We start from the raw sequence: 26,541 nt of genomic DNA on the forward strand, positions 1-26,541 counted from the left end.
CGGTTTTCGTAACGCGGCACTATTCTTTTCCCACCTCAGCGTTTCTATGTACCGTCGTATACACTAAGCTGATTCAATGGGACCTTTATTACTTGCCTGCTGTTATACAAGTTCAAGGGCGCTTAGCTTTTGGCCATAAGCGCTTCAATTTCATCAATCTCTTTAGGCACATCCGACGTTAAAATTTCAACACCGGTCGCGGTGATAACCACGTCGTCTTCTATTCGCACGCCAATACCTTTGTACTTGTCTGGCGCGTCGCTGTCTTGATTAATATAAACACCTGGCTCGATGGTAATCACCATGCCTGGCTTTAACGGGCGGTCTTCGCCCTCAACTTTATAATTACCAACGTCGTGAACATCTAACCCCAGGAAATGCCCTAGCCCGTGCATGTAAAAGTGGCGCCAACTCTCGTCCTCGAGATTTTCAGCAACACTACCCTCTAATACGCCTAGGTCAACTAAACCTTGAGTAATAATCTCCGCGCTGTGTAACATTGCTTGCGACAAGGTAACGCCCGGCGCAAGCATATCTAAAACACTCTTTTGCGCTTTAAGTACTAAGCTATAAATTTCCCTTTGAGCATGGGTAAATTTACCATTTGCAGGAAAGGTTCGGGTAATATCGGCAGCGTAACCTTGATATTCAGCACCGGCATCGATCAAGATCAAATCGCCATCATTTATCTGGCCGTTATTTTGGGTGTAATGCAAAATACACGCGTTATTACCACTGCCGACAATTGTACTGTAGGCGGGGGAACGTGCACCGGCCATAGCAAATTCGTGGTGAATTTCCGCCTCTAGCTGATACTCAAAACAGCCAGGAGAAGCGAACTGCATCGCTCTTTTATGCGCCCTTGCACTTATTTCGCCTGCGGCTTTCATCATCGCCACTTCACACGCTGACTTAAACAAACGCATTTCGTGCAAGATGGGACGTAAATCATAAACAGCGCCAGGGGCAAGCGATTCTTTTGGCGCATCGCGCAAGGTGGAGAGCGCGTTAGTGAATAGTGTATCGTGCGCTTTGTTGTGGCCCAATGAGAAATATACGTTATCTTGCCCTTGAATTGAGGCAAGTAGCGCCTCTTCAAGCTCGTGCAGCTCAAACGCTTCATCGAGACTAAAACGCGCTAATGCCGCCTCTGCACCAAGGCGCTTACCATGCCAAATTTCTGCGCTTCTGTCTTTCTCTTGAACCACCATGGCACGATAGCTTTCTCCATAGCGGGGGTGATTTGACAATATTAACCATGCGTTCGGCTCTTCAAACCCGGTTAAGTACCAGAAATCGCTATCTTGTCTGAAAGTGTACTCGGTATCGCGACTTCGCGTTACCAACCCAGCAGCTGGCACGATACACACACTATTTGGCTTACACTGCGCCAATAGTCGGTCTTGACGAGCTATAAACTCTTGCGCACTAATCATAAATGAGAAAACCCTACATAAGTCAGATAAAGCTTATTGTTGCTTAACAATTAATTAGTGTACGGACGGCGTGTCTTGTTGATCATCCAAAAGTGACTGACCTAGCTCGCTAAAGCACAAAATAGCAGAGATTTTTACGTATTCTTCCACCTCTAATAGCGCTTTTTCAGATTCTTCATCAGCATCCATCGGTTCTTCCATGCGTGAGATATCTGAAAAATCTTCAAGTGCTTCTTTTACATCATCTGAACATTGCATTAAGTCTTGTTGATGCAAACCAAAACCCAGCATAAAGCCTTGTACCCAGTTAATTAGGGCCGCGCCTCGGTCGTTAATTGGGGCCTGATCGTCAGGAAGTAGCAAGGTAAGCGCAAACTCAGGTTCTAGCAACTGCTGACACGTTTGATTAAAAAGCGTGGTTAAAAGATGCTGCGTTTGGTCACTAAAGCCTTCACCTTGATTAATGGTTTCGCTCAAGGCTTCTAACCACTTTTGGTCGGTCAGTGACATTCCGCCACAAAGCATGCCGCACAAAATGCCATGAACCTCTGCCGCATCTACTATGATGCTCTGCTGCGACAATTTATTGCTTACGCTATCGTAATCGAGCTGTTTTTCCACGAATCGTACTCTTGTTTGTAAATGGATTGAGAACAACGCCTCGTTAAGCTAGGCCAACAAGCGTGTCATCCCTTGATGGAGTTAATACTAGCAAAATTCAATGTACAAAGCCCACATTTGCCCCAAGCAATATACGAACTTTAACACCGCTCGGCACTTCGTGTTCACACTTCGCTCAATTGGGCTTATAGGTTGCATACTCACTGTCCAATCAGTATGTAATTGGCAAAATTATCTTTACTATGGGTAGTAACACAGCGTGAATTCATCTAAGATCGTTCGTGTTGGATACGGAATTCCTCTCGCAACAGTCTTGTAAGTATTTAATAGCTGTTTTGTTATTATTGAGCTTATCTTATATGCGTGTATAATTGCTGACCAATTGGTCAAGAAAATGTTAATTTTTAACGGCTTTTATATTCACCACGCAAAATAGTTATAAAGCGCATTAAGTGATCCCCTTCACTGGATCTCGCGTTTGTTATACCCTGTTGCGTTAATACAACAACAATGTTTCCTGGGATGTTTGCTAGTTCATTCATGTCCCTGGCCGATGCTTTAAACCTAGGAAGTTGAAACAGCTGCTATTGTGCAAGCTCGACGCGTATCGAGAAGCCTACGGCAATTGTGATTCTTCCGCCCTGAACTTTTCGGTTCACGGGCGAAACATGGACAGCGGCATTCTGGGAAGCGCCCTCTTTCGACGGAAGAAGAAATGGCAATAATAAATTTTGGCTCTATCAATATCGACCACGTTTATCAGGTAGATCACTTTGTGCAACCTGGTGAAACGCTAGCCTCAACCCATTACCAAACGTTATTAGGTGGTAAGGGCGCAAACCAATCTATCGCTTTAGCGCAAGCTGGTGCCGACGTACGTCATGTTGGCAGCATTCACGAGAACGATGCATCATTTAAACAAGCTCTTATTAAGAAGGGTGTTGATTGTCGTGGCGTAAAGTGCTCAGAAGTTCCTTCAGGTCACGCGATTATCCAAGTCACGCCTAGCGGTGAAAACGCCATTGTATTATTTGGTGGTGCTAACCAAACCATTACCGCAAAAACCGTAATGCAAGCGTTAGACGATACGCGTCCTTCAGATTGGGTACTAACCCAAAATGAAACAAGCAGCATTGAAGAAGTACTTCGCCAAGCGAAAGAAAAGCAGCTTAAAGTAGCCTTTAACCCAGCGCCTATGAGCGAGTCGGTTAAACAGCTTCCGTTAGACTGTGTAGATTTACTTATTGTAAATGAAACCGAAGCTGCTGCGATTACCGGTAAAGAAGAACTTGAAGATATTGTGACAGTGTTCAAAGAGCAGTGGTCACACAGCGAAGTTATTATTACACTGGGTAAAGCGGGTGTAATGATGCTGCGCAAAAACGATGTTGTAGAAGTAAAAGCATTCTCTGTAGACGCGGTAGATACCACCGCAGCCGGTGACACCTTTATCGGTTATTTCCTGTCTGCATACAGCAACCACACCGATGCTAAACAAGCATTGCGTCGCGGGTGTGCAGCTTCAGCCATTGCGGTAACACGCGAGGGCGCAGCGCAGAGTATTCCAACACAAAAAGAAGTGGATCGTTTCTTAGCGAAACACGCCAACTAGCAAGACGCACTGAGATAAATTGATGGCACATAAGATCATATTAGATACGGATCCGGGGATTGATGATGCAATGGCGATCTTTTTCGCCTTTCAGTCTCCAGACATTGAAGTACTTGGCTTAACGACCGTTTACGGTAACGTTCCAGTAACAATGGCAGCGCAAAACGCACTGACACTTTGCGAAATTGCAGGTAAAGATATTCCTGTAACCAAAGGTGTTGGCATGCCATGGGTTGGCCCAGAGTCAACGTACGCACACTTCGTACACGGTGAGCACGGCTTCGGTCATATCAAACCTGAAGCGCCTAAAACCGAGCTTGACCCACGCAGCTCTGCGCAGTTTATCGTTGATATGGCACGTAAATACCCTGGTGAAATCACCATTGTTGCTATTGGCCCACTAGGTAACTTGGCCCTTGCACTTCGTCTTGAGCCAGAACTTCCTAAGTTGGTAAAAGGCGTTAGCATAATGGGTGGTGCAGCGTTTGTACCAGGTAACGTTACGCCGGTAGCTGAAGCGAACATTTGGAACGATGCACATGCAGCAGAAATCGTTTTCGCAGCAGACTGGGAGCTGACCATGTTTGGTTTGGACGTGACAAACTTCACGCCGTTCTCGCCAGCCTTTGTTGAAAAGCTTGAAGAGAAAAACAATACCCTTGGTGGTTTTGTGAAAGAAAGCGCCCAGTTCTACATGGATTTCTACTCGCAAAACCGTGAAGATCGCGTGTGTTTCTTCCACGATGCATTCCCGATTGCCCACCTTCGCCACCCTGAGTTATTTGAACTGACTGAAGGTCACGTTCGAGTTGGAACAGGGACACTAGATAGAGGGCAAACCGTGGTTGCGCCTAAAGGTACAACACCGAGCCCGCTTTGGAATGAAGCAAATACGATTAAGGTAGCAACTAAAGTTGACCACAAAAAGCTGGAACAACTATTCGTAGACACCTACGCTCTATGATATGTTTAAGGGATTGTTAATATACAATCCCTTTTTAATTTCAGCGCAGGTTTTTTAGAATATGGAAGCGGCTCCTCTCCCAGATAATGAAGATGAACGTCTTGCTGAATTATTGAGCTACGATGTTCTCGACACCGAAGCTGAACAATTATTTGACGACCTAACCACACTAGCTTCCCAAATATGCGATACCCCTATTGCGCTTATTAGCCTTATCGACCCTGATAGACAGTGGTTTAAATCGCGAGTGGGATTAGACGCAGAAGAAACCTCTCGAGAAATTGCCTTTTGCTCTCACGCCATACTACAAGATGACGTGTTCGAGATACCCAACGCATCACTAGACCCTCGATTTCACGACAACCCGTTGGTTACCGGCGCTCCGGATATCCGCTTTTACGCCGGAGCACCGCTTGTCTCTCCTTCAGGCCATGCAATTGGTACGCTTTGCACCATTGATCGCAAGCCCCGTAAACTCACAGAGAGCCAAAAAACGTCGTTACAAACGCTGAGTAAATCAGTAGTGGCACACTTAGAGCTAAAGCGTAAAAACAGAGAACTAGAGCGCACCAGTCAGTTTAGATCCGACTTTTTGTCTTATGTGAGCCATGAGATAAGAACGCCACTAAACGCTATCAACACGTTCAGTCGGCTACTTGAAGGGGAAGCGCAAAAGCTTAAGTTACCCGAATCTTTTACTACTCCTTTGTCACATGTGACGCAAAGCGGTGAAAGACTATTAGAGATAGTAAATTCTGTTTTAGATATCAAACAAATTGAAGCAGGAAAAATGCGTGTCATGCCTCGCGCGGTAAGTACACACGACTTTTTTACCCACTTATTTTCACTTACCAAGATTCGCGCTGAAGATGGCGGCATTATATTTACGTCCACCATTGATAGCCGTGTTCCCGATACACTGTTTTTCGACGACACTAAGTTTGGGCAAGTTTCACTTAACCTATTATCTAATGCGATAAAATTCACCAACCCAGGTAAGTCGGTTAACGCCCAGGTAAAATACAAAAATGATAAGTTAATATTCAATGTTATCGATCAAGGCATTGGTATCAGTGAAGAAGATCAAAAACGGCTTTTCACTCCTTTCGAGAGAATGGAAAACGCCCATCAAATTAGCGGGACAGGCCTGGGATTAAATATATCAAAACGCCTTATTGAGTTAATGGACGGCACGATTAAAGTGAGCAGTAAGGTGAACGAAGGGACTCGCATTAGCGTGACCTTGCCCTCCGATGTCCTAACTGCAAATGAGTTTGCCAATGCACAGCCACAAAGCTTTGTTGCGCAAATAAATATAGATAAGTCTGCCAAGGTTTTAGTTGTTGAGGACCATTACATTAACCAAGTCGTTATCCAAACATTGTTCGAGAAATTAGGGGTAGCTCACGCTATTGTCAGCACAGGCGAAGAAGGCGTAAAGTATGTTAACGCTAACCCTGTAGACCTTGTGTTAATGGATTTAAACCTGCCAGGCATTCAGGGGGACGAGGCCACCGCTCAGATAAAAAGCATAAACCCCGAACTGCCAGTGATTGCGGTAACCGCGGATGCCATCACTAAGCCAGCGTCTTTATACGAAAAAGGGCTTGATGATGTACTTACAAAGCCTGTCGACAGTAATGAGTTAGTACGAGTACTCAACCAATTTTTGGCGGTAAAAAGGAATTAGAATGATAATGTTAAGTGTGTGAGTAATCGACCCATGCCCGCATCAACAATTTCAGCTAGTCAGCGCGTTAAAAACAGTAATACGCTGCCCGAAGCGAAAGCCAACGCCCGTACAACATTGAGAAAACAACTTCGAGAAGCCCGCCGTGCGTTAGGCCCACAACAACAGCGTGATGCCGCGCAAGGCGTAGTTAAACAACTCTGTTCGCTGAATTTTTTAATAGAGGCTAATACCATCGCGGGCTACCTAGTTAACGACGGAGAGGTTGATTTAAAAGACTATATCGAGATGCAATGGCAAGCCCCTCAAGCAAAACAGTTCGCGCTGCCAGTGTTACACCCAATATGTAAAGGTCACCTGCTCTTTCTTTCCTATACTCAACATACAGCGTTAGTTAAAAACAAATACAATATTGAAGAGCCGGCCTTAGTTTGCCCTAGCGTTATTCCTACGTCGCAATGCGATGTTATCCTTATGCCCTTGGTTGGCTTTGATACTAACGGCAATCGCCTGGGTATGGGAGGCGGCTATTACGACCGTACCCTAGCCTTTACCCAGCGTAACGTTTATCCACAAAAAAATATAAGCAGCAACAAACCTAAGCTTGTTGGTATTGCACACGACATGCAAGAAGTCGAGGCGTTGCCTGTAGCCTCGTGGGATGTTCCCCTTGATGCTATTGTTACACCCACACGCACGCTAATTTTCAATACCGCTGAATAGTCGATATAACAAATTGTGACTATGAACTTGTGGGTTCATATAGGCATATAAGTTACACTGCCAACAAAATAAGTCGGAGAATGACCATGGATCAGAACGCAAAGAAACAAGCCGTAGCCAAAGCAGCTATCGACTACGTTGAATCAGACAGTATTGTCGGTGTGGGTACGGGTTCTACCGTGAATTTCTTTATTGAAGAACTCGGTAAAATTAAACACAAAATTGAAGGGGCAGTATCAAGCTCAGAAGCATCAACAGCGCGTTTAAAAGCTTTGGGCATTGAAGTATTTGCGCTAAACGAAGTAAGCAACCTTTCTGTTTATATCGACGGTGCCGATGAAGTTACCGAACACAAGCATATGATTAAGGGGGGCGGTGCCGCACTTACTCGTGAAAAGATTGTTGCAGGCGCTGCCACTACGTTTGTTTGTATTGTAGATGAAACCAAACGGGTGCCAGTACTGGGCGCATTCCCCCTCCCTGTTGAAGTGATACCTATGGCCCGCTCTTTCGTAGCCCGTGGACTGGTTAAGCTTGGCGGCGACCCAGAGTACCGTCAGGGAGTGATCACCGACAATGGCAACGTTATCTTGGATGTTCATAACCTTGAGATACTTAATCCACGGGAACTAGAACAAAAGATAAATAATATTCCAGGCGTAGTGACTAACGGCATTTTCGCTCTGCGCGGTGCCGATATAGTGCTAAGTGCAACAGAAAACGGTGTTGAGACCTTTAAGTAAAAACGTAAAAACTACCAATGGCTTTCGCCGCCAGCGTTATCATTTTGTTAGTTAACGTAAACGATAAACTTAAGCGGCGAAAAGCTATACAAAAACTACTTTCAACTTAATGCGTTTTCTGTTAATTTCCGTTTGGACGTCTAGATGTCTTTATAGTATATCGACAGTGACCACTCCCTGGCATATTCAGACCTGCAGGGGTTATTCAAGCGAAATAAATTACATCAGTGAGAGATAGCGAGTTCATGAGCAAAGTTTCATTAGAGAAGGATAAAATCCGCATTTTATTGTTAGAAGGTGTTCACCAAAGCGCTTTGGAAACGCTAAAAAGCAATGGGTATAGCAACATTGAATTTCTTAAAACCTCTCTTCCTGAAGATGAGTTGATTGAAAAGATTAAAGACGCCCACTTTGTAGGTATTCGCTCGCGTACTCAAATTACAGAGAAAGTGGTTGATGCTGCACAGAAGCTTGTAGCAATCGGCTGTTTCTGTATTGGAACAAACCAAGTTGATTTAGAAGCGACCCAGCGTCGCGGCATTCCCGTGTTTAATGCGCCTTTTTCAAACACACGCTCGGTCGCTGAGTTAGTCCTTGGTCAAATTATCCTTCTTCTTCGTCAAGTGCCTAGCAAAAATGCCAAAGCGCACCGCGGCGAATGGGAAAAAACAGCTGTAGGCTCGTATGAAGCTCGCGGTAAAACACTCGGTATCATTGGCTATGGGCACATCGGTACCCAGCTTAGTATTCTTGCTGAACACCTTGGTATGCGTGTTCAGTTCTTTGATATTGAAGATAAGCTTGTGCTCGGTAACTCTACACAGGTGAAATCGTTAGAAAAGCTTCTAAATACCTCAGACGTTGTTTCGCTTCACGTACCTGAAACACCTCAAACTCAAGACATGATTGGCGAGAAAGAGCTGTCTCAAATGAAAAAAGGCAGCATTCTTATCAATGCCTCTCGCGGGACCGTAGTTGATATCGATGCACTAGCTAGCGCCCTTGAAAGCGGCCACCTTAACGGCGCTGCCATCGACGTATTCCCAGTTGAGCCTAAGTCTAACACTGAAGAGTTTGCGTCTCCGCTTCGTGCGTTTGACAACGTAATTCTTACTCCTCACGTAGGGGGAAGTACGCAAGAAGCACAGGAAAATATTGGTATTGAAGTGGCTGGCAAACTTGCCAAATATAGCGACAATGGTTCAACCTTGTCTGCGGTAAATTTCCCTGAAGTTTCGCTTCCTGAGCATACGAACCGCTCACGCCTGCTTCACGTGCACAAAAACCAGCCAGGTATTCTTACGCAAATTAACCAGGCGTTTGCAGAGAAAGGCATTAATATTGAAGCCCAGTACCTTCAAACTAACGCAGAAATTGGTTACGTGGTTGTAGATGTGAAAGAAGACCGCGGTTATGAAGCCCTTGCTGAACTTCAGCAAATTGACGGCACAATAAAAACCCGTATTTTACACTAATACCGCTTTATCGACGTTAAGCCCCCTTTTTTGAAAATTGGGGCTTAAATAAAAAAACGCTGCATATTATGCAGCGTTTTTTTTAGATTAACACACAGGCCTAATGCCTAACTTACCGCGAGGGTAGTTGTGTGTATATCTTAGCTTAGAAGAAGTTGTAAACTAGGCTAACAGCGGTCTCTGTATCTAGCTTCTCAACATCGTCTTCAACATTGGTGTTGTGATCAAGTTTGAATGATAGACGCATTGATAGGTTACCGCTAATAGTTGCAGTAAGGGCCGATTCAGCACGAGACTTAGTGTTATCAGAACCGACTTCCGTACTCACGGTTTGGGTGAACTTAGCGGTATCAGAGATTTTCCAAGAATAGGCTGATGACGCACGAACAATCACGCTATCTAAGTTTTCGCCATCTTGCGTTTCAATGAACGAGTAACCAGGACCAATTGAGTATTCAAGCGTATGACGCTTATTCTCTAACACCTTTTGGTTCCAACCTGCAGCCACTGTCGCTTGATAGTTAAAGTTACTGAAGCGGTCGTCTTCGTAAGATGCGAAGCCGAATAGACGGTTATCTGGATTAGCTAGTTTATAGTTACCCTGTGCTGAACCGAAGAACTTCTGCGCTGAAGTAAATTCAATGTCTTCGCCGTCATCACCTTCCACGGTCTCTTGCTTGTAAAGACCTTTAAGAACGTAGTCGTTGCTCCACTTTTCAAGTTCCTGGTGCGCTTGAATACCTGCGCTGATTGACGTGGTTTCAGTATTACCTGATGTTGAAATGAAACCTAGCTCACCTTCCATTGTAAAAGGTTTTACTTCATCGTCTTGCGCGAATACGGCAGGAGAAAGAGAAATGGCAACTAAAGATGCAAGCACTTGCTTTTTCATTGAACAATCCTATTGATTAACGGTCCATCAGTTGTACACGAGACCTTTGGTACTGCTAGGCGGTACAACGCGAGTTTTTGAAGAAATTGGTTTAACGGCGTCGCACTGGGCAACCACCACTAATATTGTGGTGCGCAGTGTACATTTTCAGCCTAGACAGTCAATGCGAACCCGTTGAAAAGGCCACATTATCCTATGAATTTACACTAATTGACTAAAAAAACTGGTACACCAAAGCAACTGATGTTTCTGTACTCAACGCTGCCACATCTTCTGGTGTATCTGTCTCGTGACTTAAAATAAATGACAGCTTCATAGCCAAAGAGCCGAAGACGTTAGCTGACAACGAGGTTTCAGAGCGAGATTTCGTATTTTCCTCGCCCGCTTCGGCACTGACAAACTGCCTTAGCTTTGCGCCTGAACTCCAGTGGTATTTATATTCTGCTGAAGCCCGTACAATAATGCCGTCATTCACAACACCGTCGTTGTCCTCTTCAGCTTCGATAAAGGTATACCCCGGCCCAACACTATAACGAAACTCACTGTCTTCGTTACGCCAAACTCGCTGAGACCAACCTGCGGCTAACGAGGCGCGATGCTCATAGCCAGTAAACTTGTCATCCTCATAATCGCCGTACATGAAAAGGCGGCGGCCAGGCGTGAGTAATTTATAATCGAATTGAGCGCTGGTGTAAAAGCGTTGTGCGCTAATATCGCGCTCGGTGGTAGCACTACCACTCTCTTTATAAAGCAGTTCCGCTAGATAAATACTGCTCCAGTTTTCAGTCTCGTGATCAGCGTTTACAGCAGCTTTAACACTGGCCGCTGACGTATTCCCGGTATTAACCAGCACGCCAAGTTCGCCGTCTAGCGTAAAGCGGGGAATTTCATCGTCAGTGTCTGGGGTGAAATCTGCGTGATAAAGTGTCTCAATGAGATCTCTTGCGTGTGCTGAAGCACAAACGCTTAAGCATAGTACACCTACGACAAGGCTTGGCCGGAAGATTTTTGTGAGCATAATCTGACTTACGTTTAGCTTTTATAATTTTTAGATTACGTCTTAGTACGACGCTAGTTAAACCAATCCTCTGGAAGAGCTCTGCAACGTTCTTGCTATATGTCGGTAAAATAACGGAGTTGTCCTACTTAAAGCTCAGTGAATAAGCGCAACAATTTTCGCTGTTTCTTGCTCAGCGTATTCAATTGAATTACTTACCACTTCCATGTCGAGACTTACTTTATTGGCTATCTCTGGAGTAAAAAGTTCAATATTAGCGTAACTTTCTTTCTCAAGCTGGTTTAGGGTAATACGACTTGCCAACGCGAGAACACATATATCAACATCAGAAGCATATTTAGCTTCGTCGTTCATGAACGATACCGGATAGTACAACCCAATAGGTAAGTGCCAATTCTCGAGTATGATACCGCTGCAATGAGCAAACGTAAAACCGAAATGCGCTAACTGGTTAACATGTGGCAGTGCGTCTTTTCCCGCTTTTTGATAGCTCTGATATCGCTGAGGCTCTTTATTTGCAACCAGTAACTCGCTGAGGTTTTGAAGGATACCCATGACGAAAAAGCGTTCGGCTCCCCGAACATTTAGCCGCATTGCAAGGCTTTTCGCTACCATGCCGCAATAGACAGAGGCGTACCAGTGCTTGTCTAGGTCGATAAGATCAGAAGTAAAGTGCTTGAAAGCGGTTGTGGCTGTCTCAGCGACAACCAGGTTATAAAGGGCTTCACCGCCAATCACGTTAATCGCCTTGGCCACTGTCTCAATTTGGGATGGGAAGCGAAATAGCGAACTGTTCGCTAAACGTAAAACTTTAGCTGTAAGGGAGGGGTCGGCGCTGATAAGCTGCCCAATGTCTTCAGCACTAGAATGCGGATCGTCCAATGTTGAGCGTAAACGTACACACATGTCGGGCAACGTAAAAGATTTTGCGGCAAACGCAACGTACTTATCTAACGACATCTAATAAATCTCTGTCTCTTTTAATTTTTATCGTCTTCTGGCGGTTCGCCAAATAACGTAAACTGTTCGTTCAGTGCTGTATTTTCTTGTAATTCAGCCTTACGCTTTTTGGCCAGCACTGCTTTTTTGCGCCGTACACACGCGCTTATTATCTTGCGTTTGGTTGCGTCATCAACTTTCAGCCAATAAAGGCGTTCATCACGGCTTCGAAAACAACCTTTACAGTAACCTCGGGGGCCGGACTCACACACACCAATACACGGGCTTGGAATGTCGAAAAATTCCAACTGTTGCGAGTGCGGCTTTTGGTCCGTCATTTCAGGCTCTCTACCCCAGGTGAATGTGCTGTGCCCGTTACTTCTGAAATCGTACTACTTCAAATTAAAACGTATTCGAAGACATCTAGCCAGTAGACATTAGCAGTAAATCATATAAACAACACTAAACCGAAATGGCTAAATGCGCAGGCAAGAACACCAGCGCATGCCATGTAAATGCCCTAAAGATCATATCATGATTATCAATCTATAAGGGTGTATTGGATGGTAGACACCACGCGAACCTTTTTGATGTGAGGATGATGACTATCGCGACTTGAGATACTGAACTGCCCTTGGTTAGCACGCTTAATTTTACCTAAGGTACTTTTAGAGTCTTTCGCAAATTTTTCTGCGACTTCACGGGCATTTAACGTCGCCTCTTCTATCATAGTGGGTTTAACGTCATTTAATCGAGTAAATACGTAGTCTGGCTGCGCGCGATAGCTTTGCTCTGATAGCACAATGCCAGTCTTGATAAGCTCCCCAATTTGCTGCATCAGCTCGCGTACCTTTTCCACCTCATCAGAGAAAACAGTAACGGTTTGAATGGCGCTATAGCGAAATGGCGCCTTTTCACTGCTTCCATACTGTTGGGCTAGTTTATCATTTATTTCAGGTTTACCAATGGTGATGCTTTCTGCGGGAATCCCTTTATCTTCTAGAAAGCTAGCTACCTTTATGCTGTTTTTCTCGATATGCTCATAAAGCTGAGGTAAGTCGTTACCGGCATCGACGAACTGAATAGGCCAAATGACTTGGTCAGCGATGTACTCTCGCTCTGATAGCCCTTTCACCGTGACTACCCTGTCCCACGTTTGCATATTGTTCATGGCAGAAGATACCTGAACGCCTAGCAAAGACACCGCAATCACCATGCCCAGCGCTATTACTATTGCTGCACCTATTTTCATTCTAAACTCCGCTTTGTTTACTGTGCTTTCCACTCAACTTACAGGGTATAAGCGAATATAAGCTTTTCAGTTTCACAAAACGAGATAAAAGCTGATCAATGGTGGCAAAAAAAAGGCCACTCAAATGAGTGGCCTAAAGAGCCCCTTAAGAGGGCAACGCTTGGGTAGACGGGAGAGTTAACCTTTGCGCTTTAGCAAATAGTAAAATACAGGGGTAAGGATTAAGCCAAAGAAGGTTACGCCTATCATGCCTGAGAATACGGCAACCCCCATCGCCTGGCGCATTTCAGCACCAGCGCCGGTAGAAATAACCATAGGTAAAACACCCATAATGAACGCAATTGATGTCATTAGTATTGGACGAAGACGTAAGCGACTTGCTTCTTTAATGGCTGAAAGCGCGTCCATCCCGTTGTCTTGTAGCTCTTTTGCAAACTCGACAATGAGTATGGCGTTTTTTGTGGCGAGTCCTACCAATACAATTAAGCCAATTTGGGTGAAAATATTGTTGTCACCACCGTAAATCTGCACACCTATAAGCGCGCTCAGCAAGGTCATGGGAACAATCAATATGATTGCCAGTGGCAAACGCAGGCTTTCGTATTGCGCAGCCAGTACTAAGAACACTAAAAGCACAACTAATGGGAATACAAACGCTGATGCATTACCGGCTAATATTTGCTGATAGGTGATCTCAGTCCACTCGTAAGTCATGCCAAGTGGTAACGTTTCAGCCAGTATTTCTTCAATAGCTGCCTTCGCTTGGTCAGACGAATAACCAGGCGCTGGGGCACCGTTTATTTCAGCGGTGACATAGCCGTTGTAATGCATAACGCGGTCAGGCCCTGCGCTATGTTGAACGTCTAAGAAAGAACCCAGCGGGATCATCTCTCCTTGGCTATTTCTAATTTTAAACTGGGTAATATCACCAATTTCCTGACGATATTGGGCATCAGCCTGAACATTAACTTGATAGGTTCTGCCAAACAGGTTGAAATCATTGACATACAGCGAGCCTAAATATGCTTGAAGAGTGGTAAATAACGTATCAATGTTCACCCCCTGACTTACCGCTTTTTCGCGGTCCACATCTACATCAAGCTGGGGGACGGCAACGGTAAAGCTGGTGAATGAACCGGTTAGAGCAGGATGTGCCCACGCTTTGCCAATCACCTCTTGGGTAACACGCTCAAGCGCCTCAAAACCCAAATTCCCTCTGTCTTCTACCTGTAAACGGAAGCCACCAATGGTACCTAGCCCCATTACTGGCGGAGGTGGAAAGATAGCCACATACGCGCCTTTAATAGAAGCAAATTGCTGATTAAGTTTTGCGGCAATCGCGCCCGCCGACAGTTCGGGGGATTGACGTTCATCAAAAGGTTTAAGCGGGGTAAACAAAATACCTGAGCTTGGACTATTAGTGAAACCGTTAATGTTAAGCCCCGGGAAAGCCACTGCGTCAGATACACCAGGGTGCTCCATGGCAATGCGTGACATTTCGCGAATAACCTCTTCAGTTCTATCCAAGCTTGCCGCATTAGGTAACTGCGCAAATGCTACCAAATATTGCTTATCCTGGCCGGGCACGTAGCCGGTAGGCGTCGTTGCAAACTGGTTGTACGTAAGCGCAATAAGCCCCGCATATAACACCACCACAATACCACTCTTACGAATTAACCCACCCACAGCGCCGGTGTATTTTTTTGAGCCTCGCTCGAATACGCGGTTAAAAGGGGTAAACACGAAACGGCCAAACACTTTGTCCATACCGCGGGTTAGCCAGTCGTTAGCTTTACCATGAGGCTTAAGCAATAGCGCAGACAGTGCAGGGCTAAGAGTCAGCGAGTTAATCGCCGATATAACTGTAGATATAGTGATAGTAAGTGCAAACTGTTTATAGAACTGCCCGGTAAGACCACTCATAAAGGCTGTAGGAATGAAAACAGCGGCTAAGACTAGCGTTGTGGCTATAATGGGCCCAGTCACTTCTTTCATTGCCTGAACGGTTGCATCAAAGGGCGACTTACCTTCTGCAATGTTGCGCTCTACGTTTTCCACTACCACAATGGCATCATCTACCACGATACCAATTGCCAGCACCAAACCGAACAATGACAACGCATTAAGAGAGAACCCCATTAGCTGCATAAAAGCAAAGGTACCTACCAATGATATAGGCACGGCAACCAAGGGAATGATAGACGCACGCCATGTTTGAAGAAACAGCACAACTACCAATACAACAAGTAATACAGCTTCAAACAAGGTATCTACCACAGCCTCGATAGAGCCCCTTACAAATACCGTGGGGTCGTAGACAATGTCGTATTCCAAACCATCAGGAAACATTTGTGACAGTTCAGCCATGCGCGCTCGCACATCATCTGATATCTGGATAGCGTTAGAGCCGGGTGCCTGGAAAATAGGAATAGCGGCTGCCGGGTTATTATTTAACAGCGAACGCAAGGCGTAGTTATCTGCACCTAGTTCAATGCGTGCAATGTCTTTTAAGCGCGTAATTTCGCCGTTTTCGCCCGACTTAACGATAATATTTTCAAATTCGGCTTCATCTTTTAAACGGCCGCGCACATTGATAAGCAGCTGAAATTCGCTTGAGCCTGTTGGCTGTGCGCCTAAGCTACCTGCCGCCGCCTGCTGGTTTTGGTCTGCAATAGCAGCTGCTACATCGCCAGGGTTTAATTGGAGTGCAGCCAGTTTGTTAGGGTCTAACCACACTCGCATGCTGAATTCACCGGCACCAAACAGGCGCACTTGCCCTACGCCATTAATGCGCGCTAGCTCATCTTTAACAAACTGGTCGGCATAGTTAGACAGGTATAACATGTCGTAACGGTTATCAGGCGAGGTTAAATGCACCACCATGGTTAAATCTGGCGATGACTTTTCGGTAACAACCCCTAAACGCTGTACTTCCTGTGGTAAGCGCGGTGTAGCGCGGTTAACGCGGTTCTGTACCAGCGTTGTTGCATCATCTGGATCTGTCCCAATGGCGAAAGTGATGGTTAAGGTCATGCGGCCATCGCTGGTTGCCTGAGACGACATATACAGCATGTCTTCAACACCATTAATTTCTTGCTCTAATGGCGTGGCGACGGTTTCTGCAATAACTTCAGGGTTGGCACCCGGGTAATTTGCCGTGACAACCACGGTAGGCGGCACGACTTCTGGGTACTCGGTAATTGGTAGCTGCCACACAGCAATGGCACCACCAATAAATATGAGTAGGGAAAGCACGCCCGCAAAAATGGGGCGGCTAATGAAAAACTGCGAAATGTTCATTACTTAAGACCTGCTGTTGCTGTACCTGTGGCAAATGAACCACCAGATAAAACATCCTCATACTGCGCCATGTTTTGGGTTACTTGTGTTGCATTATCAACACGTGACTGCCAGCTAGATAAGTTTGCCAAAGCATCTTCATCACCCATAGGCACTTCGTTAGCGGCAACTTGGGCACCAGGGCGAACGCGCTGTAAGCCATCAACTACAATGGTGTCGTTTACATTCAAGCCGCTTGTGATGATGCGCATGCTGCCCACTTTGTCGCCTAGCTTAACCGCACGGTATTCCACTTTACTTTCGTCGTTTACAACCAGTACAAACTTATTATTAAGATCTGTGCCGATAGCTTTTTCTTTAATAAGAATGCCCTGTTCATCGGTGTCACCTGCAAGTTTAAGGTGTGCAAATAGGCCAGGAATTAAACGGCCATCTTCGTTGTTAAATACTGCGCGAACGCGCAACGTACCCGTGCTGCCGTTTACTTGGTTATCAATGAAGTCTATTTGGCCCCAGTGCTGATAATCCGATTCATTCGCAAGGCGCATAGCTACGGGTTGATCGCTAACGGCAGTTGATGCTTTTTTATTGCCGTTTGAATTGTCACTCAAATAATTTAAGTAAGTCTGCTCATCAATATCGAAGTACGCGTATAGGCGATCGGTAGAAACAATACGAGTAAGTTCTGTTTGACCTGCAGTAACAAAGTTACCTTCCGTGATATTGGCACGAGATATACGACCTGAAATAGGCGCTTCAACACGCGCAAAACCGCGATTTAGGCGCGCCACTTCAAGGGCAGCTTGTGTTTGATTTAAGCTTGCTAACGCTTGATTCTTTTCTGCTAAACGGGCGTCTAGCACTTCTTCAGACACCGCTTGCGTTTTGCGAAGTTTGAACGCGCGATTATAGTTCTGCTCAGCAAGCTGAACGCGGCTTTTCGCTTCTTCAAGCTGCGCGGTTAAACGGTCGACTTCCGCTTTAAACGTACGGTTATCAATTAGAAATAAAGTTTGGCCTTGCTCGACGTACTCACCTTCGTCAAATGCAACAAAGTCGATATAGCCCGATACACGTGGGCGCAATGCAACAATATGAGGGGACTCTAAGCGGCCGGTAAAATTATCCCACTCGGTTAAACGCTGGGTGATAACCGTAGCCACATCAACAGGCACACCAGTATGTGCGCCAGCGCTCATGGATTGACCTGGATCCTGCTCGTCACCGCATGCAGCGACTAGCGCAGTTAGGCTTACTATTGCCAATAAACGGGTAAAAGTTTTCATTGCAAGATTCTCTAAAAAATTAAACTAAAGTTTGATGCCGCGCATTATGCACACCCCAAAACAATAAAAATAATTATCTTTTCATATGCAACACATCACACGATGTTATATATTGATGCAGACTGAAAAAACGCCTTAAAAGCGTTAATGAAGTGATAAACACTGGCAAACTTCGCGTTACAACAAGGTTTCAAGGGCGTAAACTTAAGATGGTATATGTTCGGTTATTTATTAACGTAAGCATTGCGCTAGTTGTTAATTTAAATAAATAAGCCCTTAAATATCAGAGCCTTAAATAGCAACGAGTGGTATTAAAGGTACTTATCACAAGCATTTTCATGCTGTTTGAAAGCAATAACATAGTACGAGACTTGCTCACAAGCGTTATACTACGTTTAGTTTATATATAATGAGTAAACGATATTTGGAGACGACGATGCGTCCACATGATTTAAATTTATTAATGATTTTTGATGCCATTATGACTGAAGGGGCAATTACCCGTGCAGCAGATAGGCTATCAATGACGCAGCCCGCCGTTTCCAATGCGCTTTCGCGTATGCGCACTGCATGGAACGATGAACTATTCGTGAAAGACGGGCGCGGTATTCAACCGACTTCGTTCGCTAAAAATCTGTGGAGCCAAATTCAAGGGCCATTGGGCGAGCTTGAGGTTGCAGTAAACCCTACCGACTTTAACCCAGCATCAGCTAAACGTACCTTTCGTATTGCCGCCACCGACAATATTGTCTCTATGGTATGGGGACCGCTGCGTAAGGTTATTGAGAATGAAGCGCCGGGTATCAATATCCACGCTATCCCGAACTATGATATGGAGACGGACAAGATCCTAAAGGACGCCGAAGCCGAACTCACCTTTTCAAAATACCAAGAGCCAGGCTCGGTTATTCGCGCTGAGCACGTGCTTGACCCAAGCTGGGTGGTAGTCATGCGCCCCGACCATCCATTAGCTAAGTCTCAGCTTAGTTTGGAAGACTTTGTAGCGGCCGACCATCTACTGGTTTCAGTAACCGGCGATGTAAGCGGGCCAACTGATCAAGTATTAGCAAATTTAGGCCTTAGGCGCCGTGTTGCTATGTCGGTGAATCAGTTCCACAACGCCACTCCGTTATTAAAAGAGAGTAATCTTATTTGTGTAGCGCCATCGCTTGTAATGGAAAAAGAGATATTTTCTGGCGAGCTGGCCGTGTTTGAAACGCCTATTGAAATCGTCAGTTCGCCGCTGTCAGTGATGTGGCATAAACGTCAAGACCAAGACGCCGGCTTACAGTGGCTTCGCGGTTTAGTGGTAAAGTTTATTCGAGAGCGGGTTCAACGCCACGAAATGTTGCTTTCTCAATGCTGTCGCAAGGCGTACTGCGCTGACACGGTGAAGCGTTTTATGGATGAGAGAAACATGGACTGTGAAGGGTTTACGCCAGCACATTTGAGCACGCCGAGTAATGATGAAGAAGCAAAAGTGATAACTGGGAAGGAAACGGCCTAATCTGTTTCTAAAAAGCAGTTTAGTGTGGCTAGCCAGCTAAGGGCTTCGCTTTCACAATCGCAAAAATAACAGGCAATACTTGCGGCTTTATAAACTCGCTCAAATTGACTTTTCACGAGCGCTGGAATGTCTGCATGGGTAGTAACAAAGGCACATGCTTGCATTCCATATTGCTTTCTCATCCGTACCGAATCTATTAACGCGTGCTCGGCGTCAGGGGTTAATATGCCTACGCCTTTAACAGATATTAAAAAACCCCAGGGCTGCCCACCTAAAGGCAAAGCGAGCTTTTTTACATCTTCGTGATAAAGTTGGAATAACGCTTTTGTTACTACGCCTTTGCCGTCTAGGCGAATAATGTTCCCCTGTAGTTCGATGCTGTATTCACCGTGTTTTGACTGTACTTTAATTGGATCTGTGATTTTTTCCGACATCTACCACCGCTTACTATTTACTAGCGTTCTATTTACTAACGTCCTAAATTTTCGTTTGAAATTAGCACGTGAATTAAAAGCATAGTACAAAAAAGCCCGCTTAGAAGAGGGCTTTCAAAGTATTTTTAAAAGAAGCTATGTTACTTCTTTTTCTTCGCTTTAGGGTTTGGCAAGTCAGTAATGCTTCCTTCGAAGATTTCAGACGCAAGACCAATAGACTCGTTAAGCGTTGGGTGAGCGTGAATAGTAAGTGCAACGTCTTCTGCGTCAGCACCCATTTCTAATGCTAGGCCAATTTCGCCAAGCATTTCGCCTGCGTTTGTACCTACCATTGCACCACCGATAACGCGGCCTGACTCTTTATCGAAGATCATTTTCGTCATACCGTTAGTGGCATCAGAAGCGATCGCACGGCCAGATGCAGCCCAAGGGAACGTCGCTGTTTCATAGCTAAGGCCCTGTTCTTTCGCTTCTTTCTCAGTAACACCAACCCAAGCAACTTCTGGCTCGGTATAAGCAACTGAAGGAATGCCGCGTGGGTCGAAGTAGTGCTTCTGCCCTGCAATAACCTCTGCAGCAACGTGACCTTCGTGAACGGCTTTGTGGGCAAGCATTGGCTGGCCAACAAGATCACCGATTGCGAAGATGTGGTCAACGTTGGTACGCATTTGCTTGTCAACATTGATAAAGCCACGATCGTCAACATTAACGCCAGCAGCGTCAGCGCCAACTAGCTTACCGTTTGGCTTACGGCCAACAGCAACCAATACTTTGTCGTAACGCACTTGCTCTGAAGGTGCATTCTTGCCTTCAAACGTTACGTACAAGCCGTCGTCTTTCGCTTCAACCGCAGTCACTTTGGTTTCAAGCATGATGTTGAATTTTTCTTTGTAGTCTTTCATGAATACTTTCATGATATCTTTGTCAGCAGCTGGAATTAGCTGGTCTAAGAATTCAACTACGTCAATTTTTGAGCCTAGTGCTTCGTACACAGTACCCATTTCTAGACCGATGATACCACCGCCTAGTACTAGCATCTTCTCTGGAATGTCTTTCATTTCCAGTGCGCCAGTTGAGTCGATTACGCGGTCATCTTCAGGGATGAACGGTAGGCTTACTGGCTCTGAGCCCGCAGCAATAATCGCTTTTTCAAAAGTAATAGTAGTAACGTCGTCACCATTTTTTTACTTCTAGGGTGTTTGCGCCTGTGAATTTACCAAAGCCTTGTACATGCTTGGTTTTACGCATTTTAGACATGCCGCTAAGGCCGTTTGTTAACTGCTTAACAACGCCGTCTTTGTATTCACGGATTTTGTCTAAATCGATGGTAGGCTCGCCAAACGATACACCGTGACTTGCAAGGTGCTTCGCTTCTTTCATCACTTTAGCAACGTGAAGAAGGGCTTTTGAAGGGATACAGCCAACGTTAAGACAAACACCGCCTAGGGTGTCACGCGAGTCTACGATAACTGTTTCAATACCTAAGTCAGCTGCACGGAAAGCTGCTGAATAACCGCCAGGGCCGCCGCCCAGTACCACCAATTGCGTTTTAATTTCGCTCATTGTGAACCTCAATCCTGTTCTTGTAGGGTTATGCTATTACTTTTGTGTAATAGCATAACCTAAATGCCACCAAATGGGCTGATAAAATCGTCGAAAATGTTACTGATATTGTAAACTTTTTCGACCTTTTATTTAAAGTATGATTCTGCGTAAGTCAGTTAGGTTTGCAGCAACCTCGGTAGAGAATCTTGCACCTACTGCACCATCGATTACACGGTGATCGTATGACAGGCTCAAAGGCACCATCAGACGCGGTTCAAACTCTTTACCATTCCACTTAGGCTTCATCTCAGACTTAGACACACCTAATATGGCGACTTCTGGTGCATTTACAATAGGCGTAAACGCCGTACCGCCAATACCACCTAGGCTAGAGATAGTAAACGTACCACCCTGCATGTCTGCAGCTTTAAGCTTACCTTCACGGGCTTTCTTCGATGTTTCGATAAGCTCGCGAGAAAGTTCTTCAATGCCTTTCTTATTCACGTCGCGAATAACAGGAACTACAAGACCGCCCGGTGTTTCCACCGCAATACCAATGTTAATGAACTTCTTGATAATTAAGCTTTCGCCGTCGTCAGACAGTGATGAGTTAAATACTTCGTATTTCTCAAGGGCTTTCGCTACCGCTTTCATTACGAATACTAGCGGCGTAATCTTAAGACCAGACTTAATCTTCGCGTGGTAAGCGTTTTGCTCTTTACGGAAATCTTCTACGTCTGTGATATCGGCTTCATCAAACTGCGTAACGTGCGGAATCGTCGCCCAGTTACGGTGTAAGAACGGGCCAGAAATCTTCTGAATGCGCGAAAGCTTTTGCTCTTCAATTTCACCAAACTTGCTGTGATCAACAGGCTTAACCGGCACAATTTGAAGTACGTTGTCACCCGCAGGGGCATTACCTGACGCGGCCGCAGTTTTAGGCTTAGCCAGTTCCGCTTTCACATAAGCTTGAACGTCTTCTTTCAAAATACGGTTTTTAGGGCCTGAGCCTTTAACCTGAGTTAGGTCTACACCAAACTCGCGCGCAACACGGCGTACTGATGGTGAAGCGTGTGCTTTACCTGTACTTTTCGCTTCTGGCGCTGGAGGCACAGGAGAGCGATTTTGAGACTCGGCTTGTTGCGAAGACTGTTTTGATGCTTCTTTCTTAGGCGCTTCTTGTTTAGGTGCTTCAGCTGGCTTTTCAGACGCTGGCGCTGAAGTTTCACCACCGCTAGTTTCTAGCTTAACAACCAATGTGCCTTGCTTAACCTTATCGCCTGTTTTAATAAAGACTTCCTTGATGGTACCTGCATGTGTTGAAGGTACATCCATGGTAGCTTTATCAGTTTCTAGCGTAATAAGACCGTCTTCTTTCTCAACCGTATCGCCAGCCGATACAAGTACATCGATAACGTCAACTTCACCGTCTTCACCAATATCAGGTACAGCAACTTCGATAGTCTCGCTGCTTGCTTCTGCTTTAGGTGCTGATTCTTGTTGGCTCGACTCTTCGTTAGAAGACGCTTCTGATTTTTCAGCTTTCTCAGTTGAAGACGATGCACTTGAAGACGATTCGCTTGAACCGCCTTCACCAGCTATTTCAAGCTTAATCACTACCGTGCCTTCTTTTACCTTATCACCATTACTGATAAGAACTTCTTTCACTGTACCCGCGTGTGTTGAGGGAACGTCCATCGTCGCTTTATCAGTTTCAAGGGTAATAAGACCATCTTCTTTTTCGATGGTGTCGCCCACTGAAACCAACACGTCGATAACGTCTACTTCGTCATCAGAGCCGATATCCGGTACGGCAACTTCAATCACTTCACTGGTACCAGAAGCAGCAGGCGCTGAATCTGACTTGCTTTCTTCTTTTGGAGCTTCTTCTTGCTTAGGCGCGTCTTCTTGTGAAGCGTCGTCTGAAGATGATTCTTCAGCGCTGCTCTCATCCGAACTGCCACCACCTGCAGCCTTCATTTCACCAATCACATCGCCTTCTTTGATTTTATCGCCTACTGATACAGACAGGCTTACAATCTCACCTTCAAACGGTGCTGGGATGTCCATTGACGCCTTGTCACTTTCAACAGTAACAACGCCTTCATCGGCTTCAATGTTGTCGCCTACGGCAACACATAGCTCGATAACTTCAACTTCGTCACCGCCTACATCGGGTACGATAATCTTTTGAATATCTGACATATGTAAAATACCTTATCTGGCTTACGCGTAAAGTGGGTTAAGTTTTTCAGCGTTAATGTCAAAACGCTTAATGGCTTCTGCCACCACTTTCTTCTCAACGTCGCCGCGCTGAGCTAATTCGTAAAGTGATGCCACCACGATGTATGACGCATTAACTTCAAAGTGAGTACGCAAGTTTTCGCGGCTATCACTTCGACCGAAACCGTCTGTACCTAGGCAGCGGTATTCAGTTTCAATGAACGCGCGTACTTGGTCTGAGTAGTTCTTCACATAGTCAGTGGCAGAAATCGCAGGACCTGCGTCTTTCGTAATGACCTGACCAATGTAAGGAACTTTTTGCTCGGCTTCTGGGTTTAGCATGTTGTAGCGCGCAACGTCTTGACCTTCACGGGCTAGCTCGTTGAATGAAGTCACAGAGTAAACGTCAGAAGACACGTTGTAGTCTTCACACAGAATCTGTGCCGCTTTACGCACTTCGTTCAAGATAGTACCTGAGCCCATTAGCTGAACGTTAAGCGTAGACTTGTCGTTTTCAACGCGCTCTAGCTTGTAGATACCTTTAATGATTTGCTCGGCAATATCATCACCTTCTGGCATTGCAGGGTGTTGGTAGTTCTCGTTCATCAATGTTAGGTAGTAGAACACATTCTCGTTGTTGCCGTACATACGACGTAGACCGTCTTGAACGATAACCGCGACTTCGTAACCGTACGTTGGATCGTAAGTAATACAGTTAGGAATAAGGTTCGCCTGAACATGTGAGTGGCCGTCTTGGTGCTGTAGACCTTCACCGTTAAGTGTGGTTCTACCTGCAGTTGCGCCTAATAGGAAACCACGTGCTTGGCTATCGCCTGCTGCCCATGCCAGGTCACCAACACGTTGGAAACCAAACATTGAGTAGTAGATATAGAACGGAATAGTGGTCGCGTTACAGGTTGAGTAAGACGTACCAGACGCTACCCACGACGCCATTGCACCTAGCTCGTTAATACCTTCTTGCAGTACCTGACCTTTCTTGTCTTCACGGTAGTAAGCCACTTGGTCTGCATCTTGAGGCACATATTTCTGGCCTTCGTTAGCATAAATACCTACCTGACGGAACAAGCCTTCCATACCGAAGGTACGGGCTTCATCAGGAATAATTGGCACAATGCGCTTACCAATTTTCTTATCTTTCAACAACGCATTAAGCACACGTACAAACGTCATGGTTGATGATACTTGACGGTCGCCTGAACCTTTCAAGATAGCATCGAATGCGCTTAACTCTGGAATTTCAAGCTGTTCTTCTGCTTGCTCGCGACGAGAAGGCAGGTAACCACCTAATGCTTCACGACGTGCACGAAGATACTTCATTTCTTCGCTGTCTTCGTCAAACTTGAAGTATGGCAGTTCTTCAATTTTCTCATCAGCTACTGGAATGTTGAAGCGGTCGCGGAACTGTTTGATTGAATCAACGTCCATTTTCTTAACGTTGTGCGCTACGTTCTGTGCTTCGCCTGATGCACCAAGACCGAAACCTTTAACCGTTTTAGCAAGGATTACTGTTGGACGACCTTTGGTATCAATGGCTTTTTGGTAAGCTGCAAATACTTTAACTGGGTCGTGACCACCACGGTTTAGACGCCAGATGTCATCATCAGACATGTTCGCTACAAGTGCCGCTGTTTCAGGGTACTTGTTGAAGAAGTTTTCACGGGTGTACTTGCCGCCTTTGGCTTTACAGTTTTGGTATTCACCGTCTACGGTTTCACCCATAAGCTGAATAAGCTTGCCAGATTTATCGCGAGCTAGTAACTCATCCCAGTAGCTACCCCAAATAACTTTCACCACTTCCCAGCCTGCGCCGCGGAACGTACCTTCAAGTTCTTGGATAATTTTGCCGTTACCACGTACCGGGCCGTCAAGGCGCTGAAGGTTACAGTTGATAACAAACGTTAGGTTGTCTAGGCCTTCACGAGAGGCTAGACCAATTGCACCCAAGCTTTCTGGCTCATCACACTCACCGTCACCCATATAGCAGTATACGCGCTGACCAGAACAGTCTTTAATACCACGGTTAGTTAGGTACTTAAGGAAGCGTGCTGTGTAGATAGCTTGAAGTGGACCAAGACCCATAGATACGGTTGGGAACTGCCAGTAGTCTTTCATCAAGTGAGGGTGTGGGTAAGACGATAGACCATCGCCCGCACATTCTTGACGGAAGTTATTCAACTGCTCTTCAGTTAAATTGCCTTCCATGTAAGAACGCGCATAAATTCCTGGAGAAATATGGCCCTGCGCGAAAATAAAGTCCCCGCCTTGGTTTTCATTAGGTGCTTTGAAGAAATGGTTAAAACCTACATCATAAAGCATAGCCGATGATGCGAAGCTACCAATGTGGCCACCAAGCTCTAGATCTTTTTTCGATGCACGCAATACAATCATCAATGCGTTCCAACGAATAGCGGCACGGATGCGCGCTTCGATGGTCAAGTCACCAGGCATTTTTGGTTCTTGCGCTACTGGGATAGTATTGATGTAGGCAGTAGTAGCGTCATACGGTAAATGCGCTCCGCTGCGACGTGCTTTATCAATAAGTTTTTCGAGTAAATAGTGGGCGCGTTCTACGCCTTCCTCTTCTAAAACCGACTCAAGCGCATCAATCCACTCTTTAGTTTCTTGAGGATCTACATCTTGGTGCATCATATCAGACATGGTGCCATCCTATTTTTTGCTTATATAGAAAATCCTCCCTTAGCATTGCCTCTTATCATAAAGGCGCCAAAAGAAGGAAAACTAAATTACTTTGTACTCACAGTGACCCAATCTGGCTCACCTGCTTTTGCAGTGGCACAGGAAAAACCTGACCGGCCTCTGCGAATGAATAGTTACCTAAGCCTTGCTTAGCTAGCCTTAG

General features: G+C 45.5%; 19 protein-coding genes, 1 other RNA gene and 1 pseudogene. 8 read left to right on the forward strand and 13 right to left on the reverse strand.

Features of this window, described 5'->3' with window-relative positions; all coding sequences use genetic code 11:
- Positions 1-122 precede the first annotated feature (122 nt).
- A complete protein-coding gene (gene pepP / locus ACX5J7_RS12720) occupies positions 123-1,436 on the reverse strand; it encodes a Xaa-Pro aminopeptidase (RefSeq protein ID WP_287148943.1) in 1,314 nt (437 codons plus the stop codon).
- Positions 1,437-1,490: 54 nt separating this feature from the next.
- Complete coding sequence (locus tag ACX5J7_RS12725; RefSeq protein ID WP_012519325.1) at positions 1,491-2,057, reverse strand: UPF0149 family protein; 567 nt, start codon at positions 2,055-2,057, stop codon at positions 1,491-1,493.
- A 511-nt stretch (positions 2,058-2,568) separates the two neighbouring features.
- Here ACX5J7_RS12725 and ssrS point away from each other — a divergent pair.
- From ssrS to serA, 7 genes are all read left to right on the forward strand, one after another.
- Positions 2,569-2,751, forward strand: a non-coding RNA gene (ssrS, locus tag ACX5J7_RS12730) — 6S RNA.
- Between the two features lie 21 nt (positions 2,752-2,772).
- Positions 2,773-3,669, forward strand: a complete 897-nt coding sequence (locus tag ACX5J7_RS12735; protein ID WP_014950380.1) for a ribokinase — start codon at positions 2,773-2,775, stop codon at positions 3,667-3,669.
- Between the two features lie 22 nt (positions 3,670-3,691).
- A complete protein-coding gene (locus tag ACX5J7_RS12740) occupies positions 3,692-4,633 on the forward strand; it encodes a nucleoside hydrolase (RefSeq protein ID WP_287148942.1) in 942 nt (313 codons plus the stop codon).
- 61 nt (positions 4,634-4,694) lie between these two features.
- Complete coding sequence (locus tag ACX5J7_RS12745) at positions 4,695-6,323, forward strand: hybrid sensor histidine kinase/response regulator (RefSeq protein ID WP_498707310.1); 1,629 nt, start codon at positions 4,695-4,697, stop codon at positions 6,321-6,323.
- Between the two features lie 33 nt (positions 6,324-6,356).
- Entirely contained in the window at positions 6,357-7,046 is a 690-nt protein-coding gene (locus ACX5J7_RS12750; protein WP_287148940.1) for a 5-formyltetrahydrofolate cyclo-ligase, read from the forward strand.
- Positions 7,047-7,132: 86 nt separating this feature from the next.
- The gene (gene rpiA, locus ACX5J7_RS12755; protein WP_287148939.1) at positions 7,133-7,789 is read left to right on the forward strand and encodes a ribose-5-phosphate isomerase RpiA; all 657 of its coding nucleotides are present in this window, start codon (positions 7,133-7,135) and stop codon (positions 7,787-7,789) included.
- Positions 7,790-8,034: 245 nt separating this feature from the next.
- Complete coding sequence (gene serA / locus ACX5J7_RS12760) at positions 8,035-9,264, forward strand: phosphoglycerate dehydrogenase (RefSeq protein ID WP_015067797.1); 1,230 nt, start codon at positions 8,035-8,037, stop codon at positions 9,262-9,264.
- 145 nt (positions 9,265-9,409) lie between these two features.
- On the opposite strand, the gene ACX5J7_RS12765 is transcribed toward serA, so the two are convergent.
- From ACX5J7_RS12765 to ACX5J7_RS12795, 7 genes are all read right to left on the reverse strand, one after another.
- Positions 9,410-10,156 carry a DUF481 domain-containing protein gene (locus ACX5J7_RS12765; protein ID WP_012519410.1) on the reverse strand — a complete coding sequence of 249 codons (747 nt, stop codon included), beginning with the start codon at positions 10,154-10,156 and terminating at the stop codon, positions 9,410-9,412.
- 214 nt (positions 10,157-10,370) lie between these two features.
- Positions 10,371-11,174, reverse strand: coding sequence for a DUF481 domain-containing protein (locus ACX5J7_RS12770; RefSeq protein WP_015067798.1), 804 nt, complete (start codon positions 11,172-11,174; stop codon positions 10,371-10,373).
- A 135-nt stretch (positions 11,175-11,309) separates the two neighbouring features.
- Positions 11,310-12,134, reverse strand: coding sequence for an HDOD domain-containing protein (locus ACX5J7_RS12775; RefSeq protein ID WP_498707311.1), 825 nt, complete (start codon positions 12,132-12,134; stop codon positions 11,310-11,312).
- A gap of 20 nt (positions 12,135-12,154) precedes the next feature.
- Positions 12,155-12,451 carry a DUF1289 domain-containing protein gene (locus ACX5J7_RS12780; protein WP_012519413.1) on the reverse strand — a complete coding sequence of 99 codons (297 nt, stop codon included), beginning with the start codon at positions 12,449-12,451 and terminating at the stop codon, positions 12,155-12,157.
- A 203-nt stretch (positions 12,452-12,654) separates the two neighbouring features.
- Complete coding sequence (locus ACX5J7_RS12785; RefSeq protein WP_012519414.1) at positions 12,655-13,365, reverse strand: SIMPL domain-containing protein; 711 nt, start codon at positions 13,363-13,365, stop codon at positions 12,655-12,657.
- A gap of 177 nt (positions 13,366-13,542) precedes the next feature.
- Positions 13,543-16,665: an efflux RND transporter permease subunit gene (locus tag ACX5J7_RS12790; RefSeq protein ID WP_498707312.1), complete on the reverse strand. Its 3,123-nt coding sequence runs from the start codon at positions 16,663-16,665 to the stop codon at positions 13,543-13,545.
- Positions 16,665-17,951: an efflux RND transporter periplasmic adaptor subunit gene (locus ACX5J7_RS12795; protein ID WP_278384276.1), complete on the reverse strand. Its 1,287-nt coding sequence runs from the start codon at positions 17,949-17,951 to the stop codon at positions 16,665-16,667. Before ACX5J7_RS12795 ends, ACX5J7_RS12790 begins: the two co-directional genes overlap by 1 nt.
- 436 nt (positions 17,952-18,387) lie before the next feature.
- On the opposite strand from ACX5J7_RS12795, the gene ACX5J7_RS12800 reads away from it, so the two are divergent.
- On the forward strand, positions 18,388-19,458 hold the full coding sequence (locus ACX5J7_RS12800; RefSeq protein ID WP_012519417.1) for a LysR family transcriptional regulator: 1,071 nt from the start codon (positions 18,388-18,390) through the stop codon (positions 19,456-19,458).
- Here ACX5J7_RS12800 and ACX5J7_RS12805 read toward each other — a convergent pair.
- The 4 genes and pseudogenes from ACX5J7_RS12805 to aceE form a co-directional block, all read right to left on the reverse strand.
- The gene (locus tag ACX5J7_RS12805; RefSeq protein WP_232367898.1) at positions 19,455-19,892 is read right to left on the reverse strand and encodes a hypothetical protein; all 438 of its coding nucleotides are present in this window, start codon (positions 19,890-19,892) and stop codon (positions 19,455-19,457) included. The two genes, ACX5J7_RS12800 and ACX5J7_RS12805, sit on opposite strands and share 4 nt — an antisense overlap.
- 140 nt (positions 19,893-20,032) lie before the next feature.
- Positions 20,033-21,455: pseudogene (lpdA, locus tag ACX5J7_RS12810) on the reverse strand (dihydrolipoyl dehydrogenase).
- A 132-nt stretch (positions 21,456-21,587) separates the two neighbouring features.
- Entirely contained in the window at positions 21,588-23,642 is a 2,055-nt protein-coding gene (gene aceF, locus ACX5J7_RS12815) for a pyruvate dehydrogenase complex dihydrolipoyllysine-residue acetyltransferase (protein ID WP_020744110.1), read from the reverse strand.
- Positions 23,643-23,663: 21 nt separating this feature from the next.
- Complete coding sequence (aceE, locus tag ACX5J7_RS12820; protein ID WP_015067806.1) at positions 23,664-26,339, reverse strand: pyruvate dehydrogenase (acetyl-transferring), homodimeric type; 2,676 nt, start codon at positions 26,337-26,339, stop codon at positions 23,664-23,666.
- Between the last annotated feature and the right edge of the window lie 202 nt (positions 26,340-26,541).

This window comes from Alteromonas infernus (genome assembly GCF_902705815.1).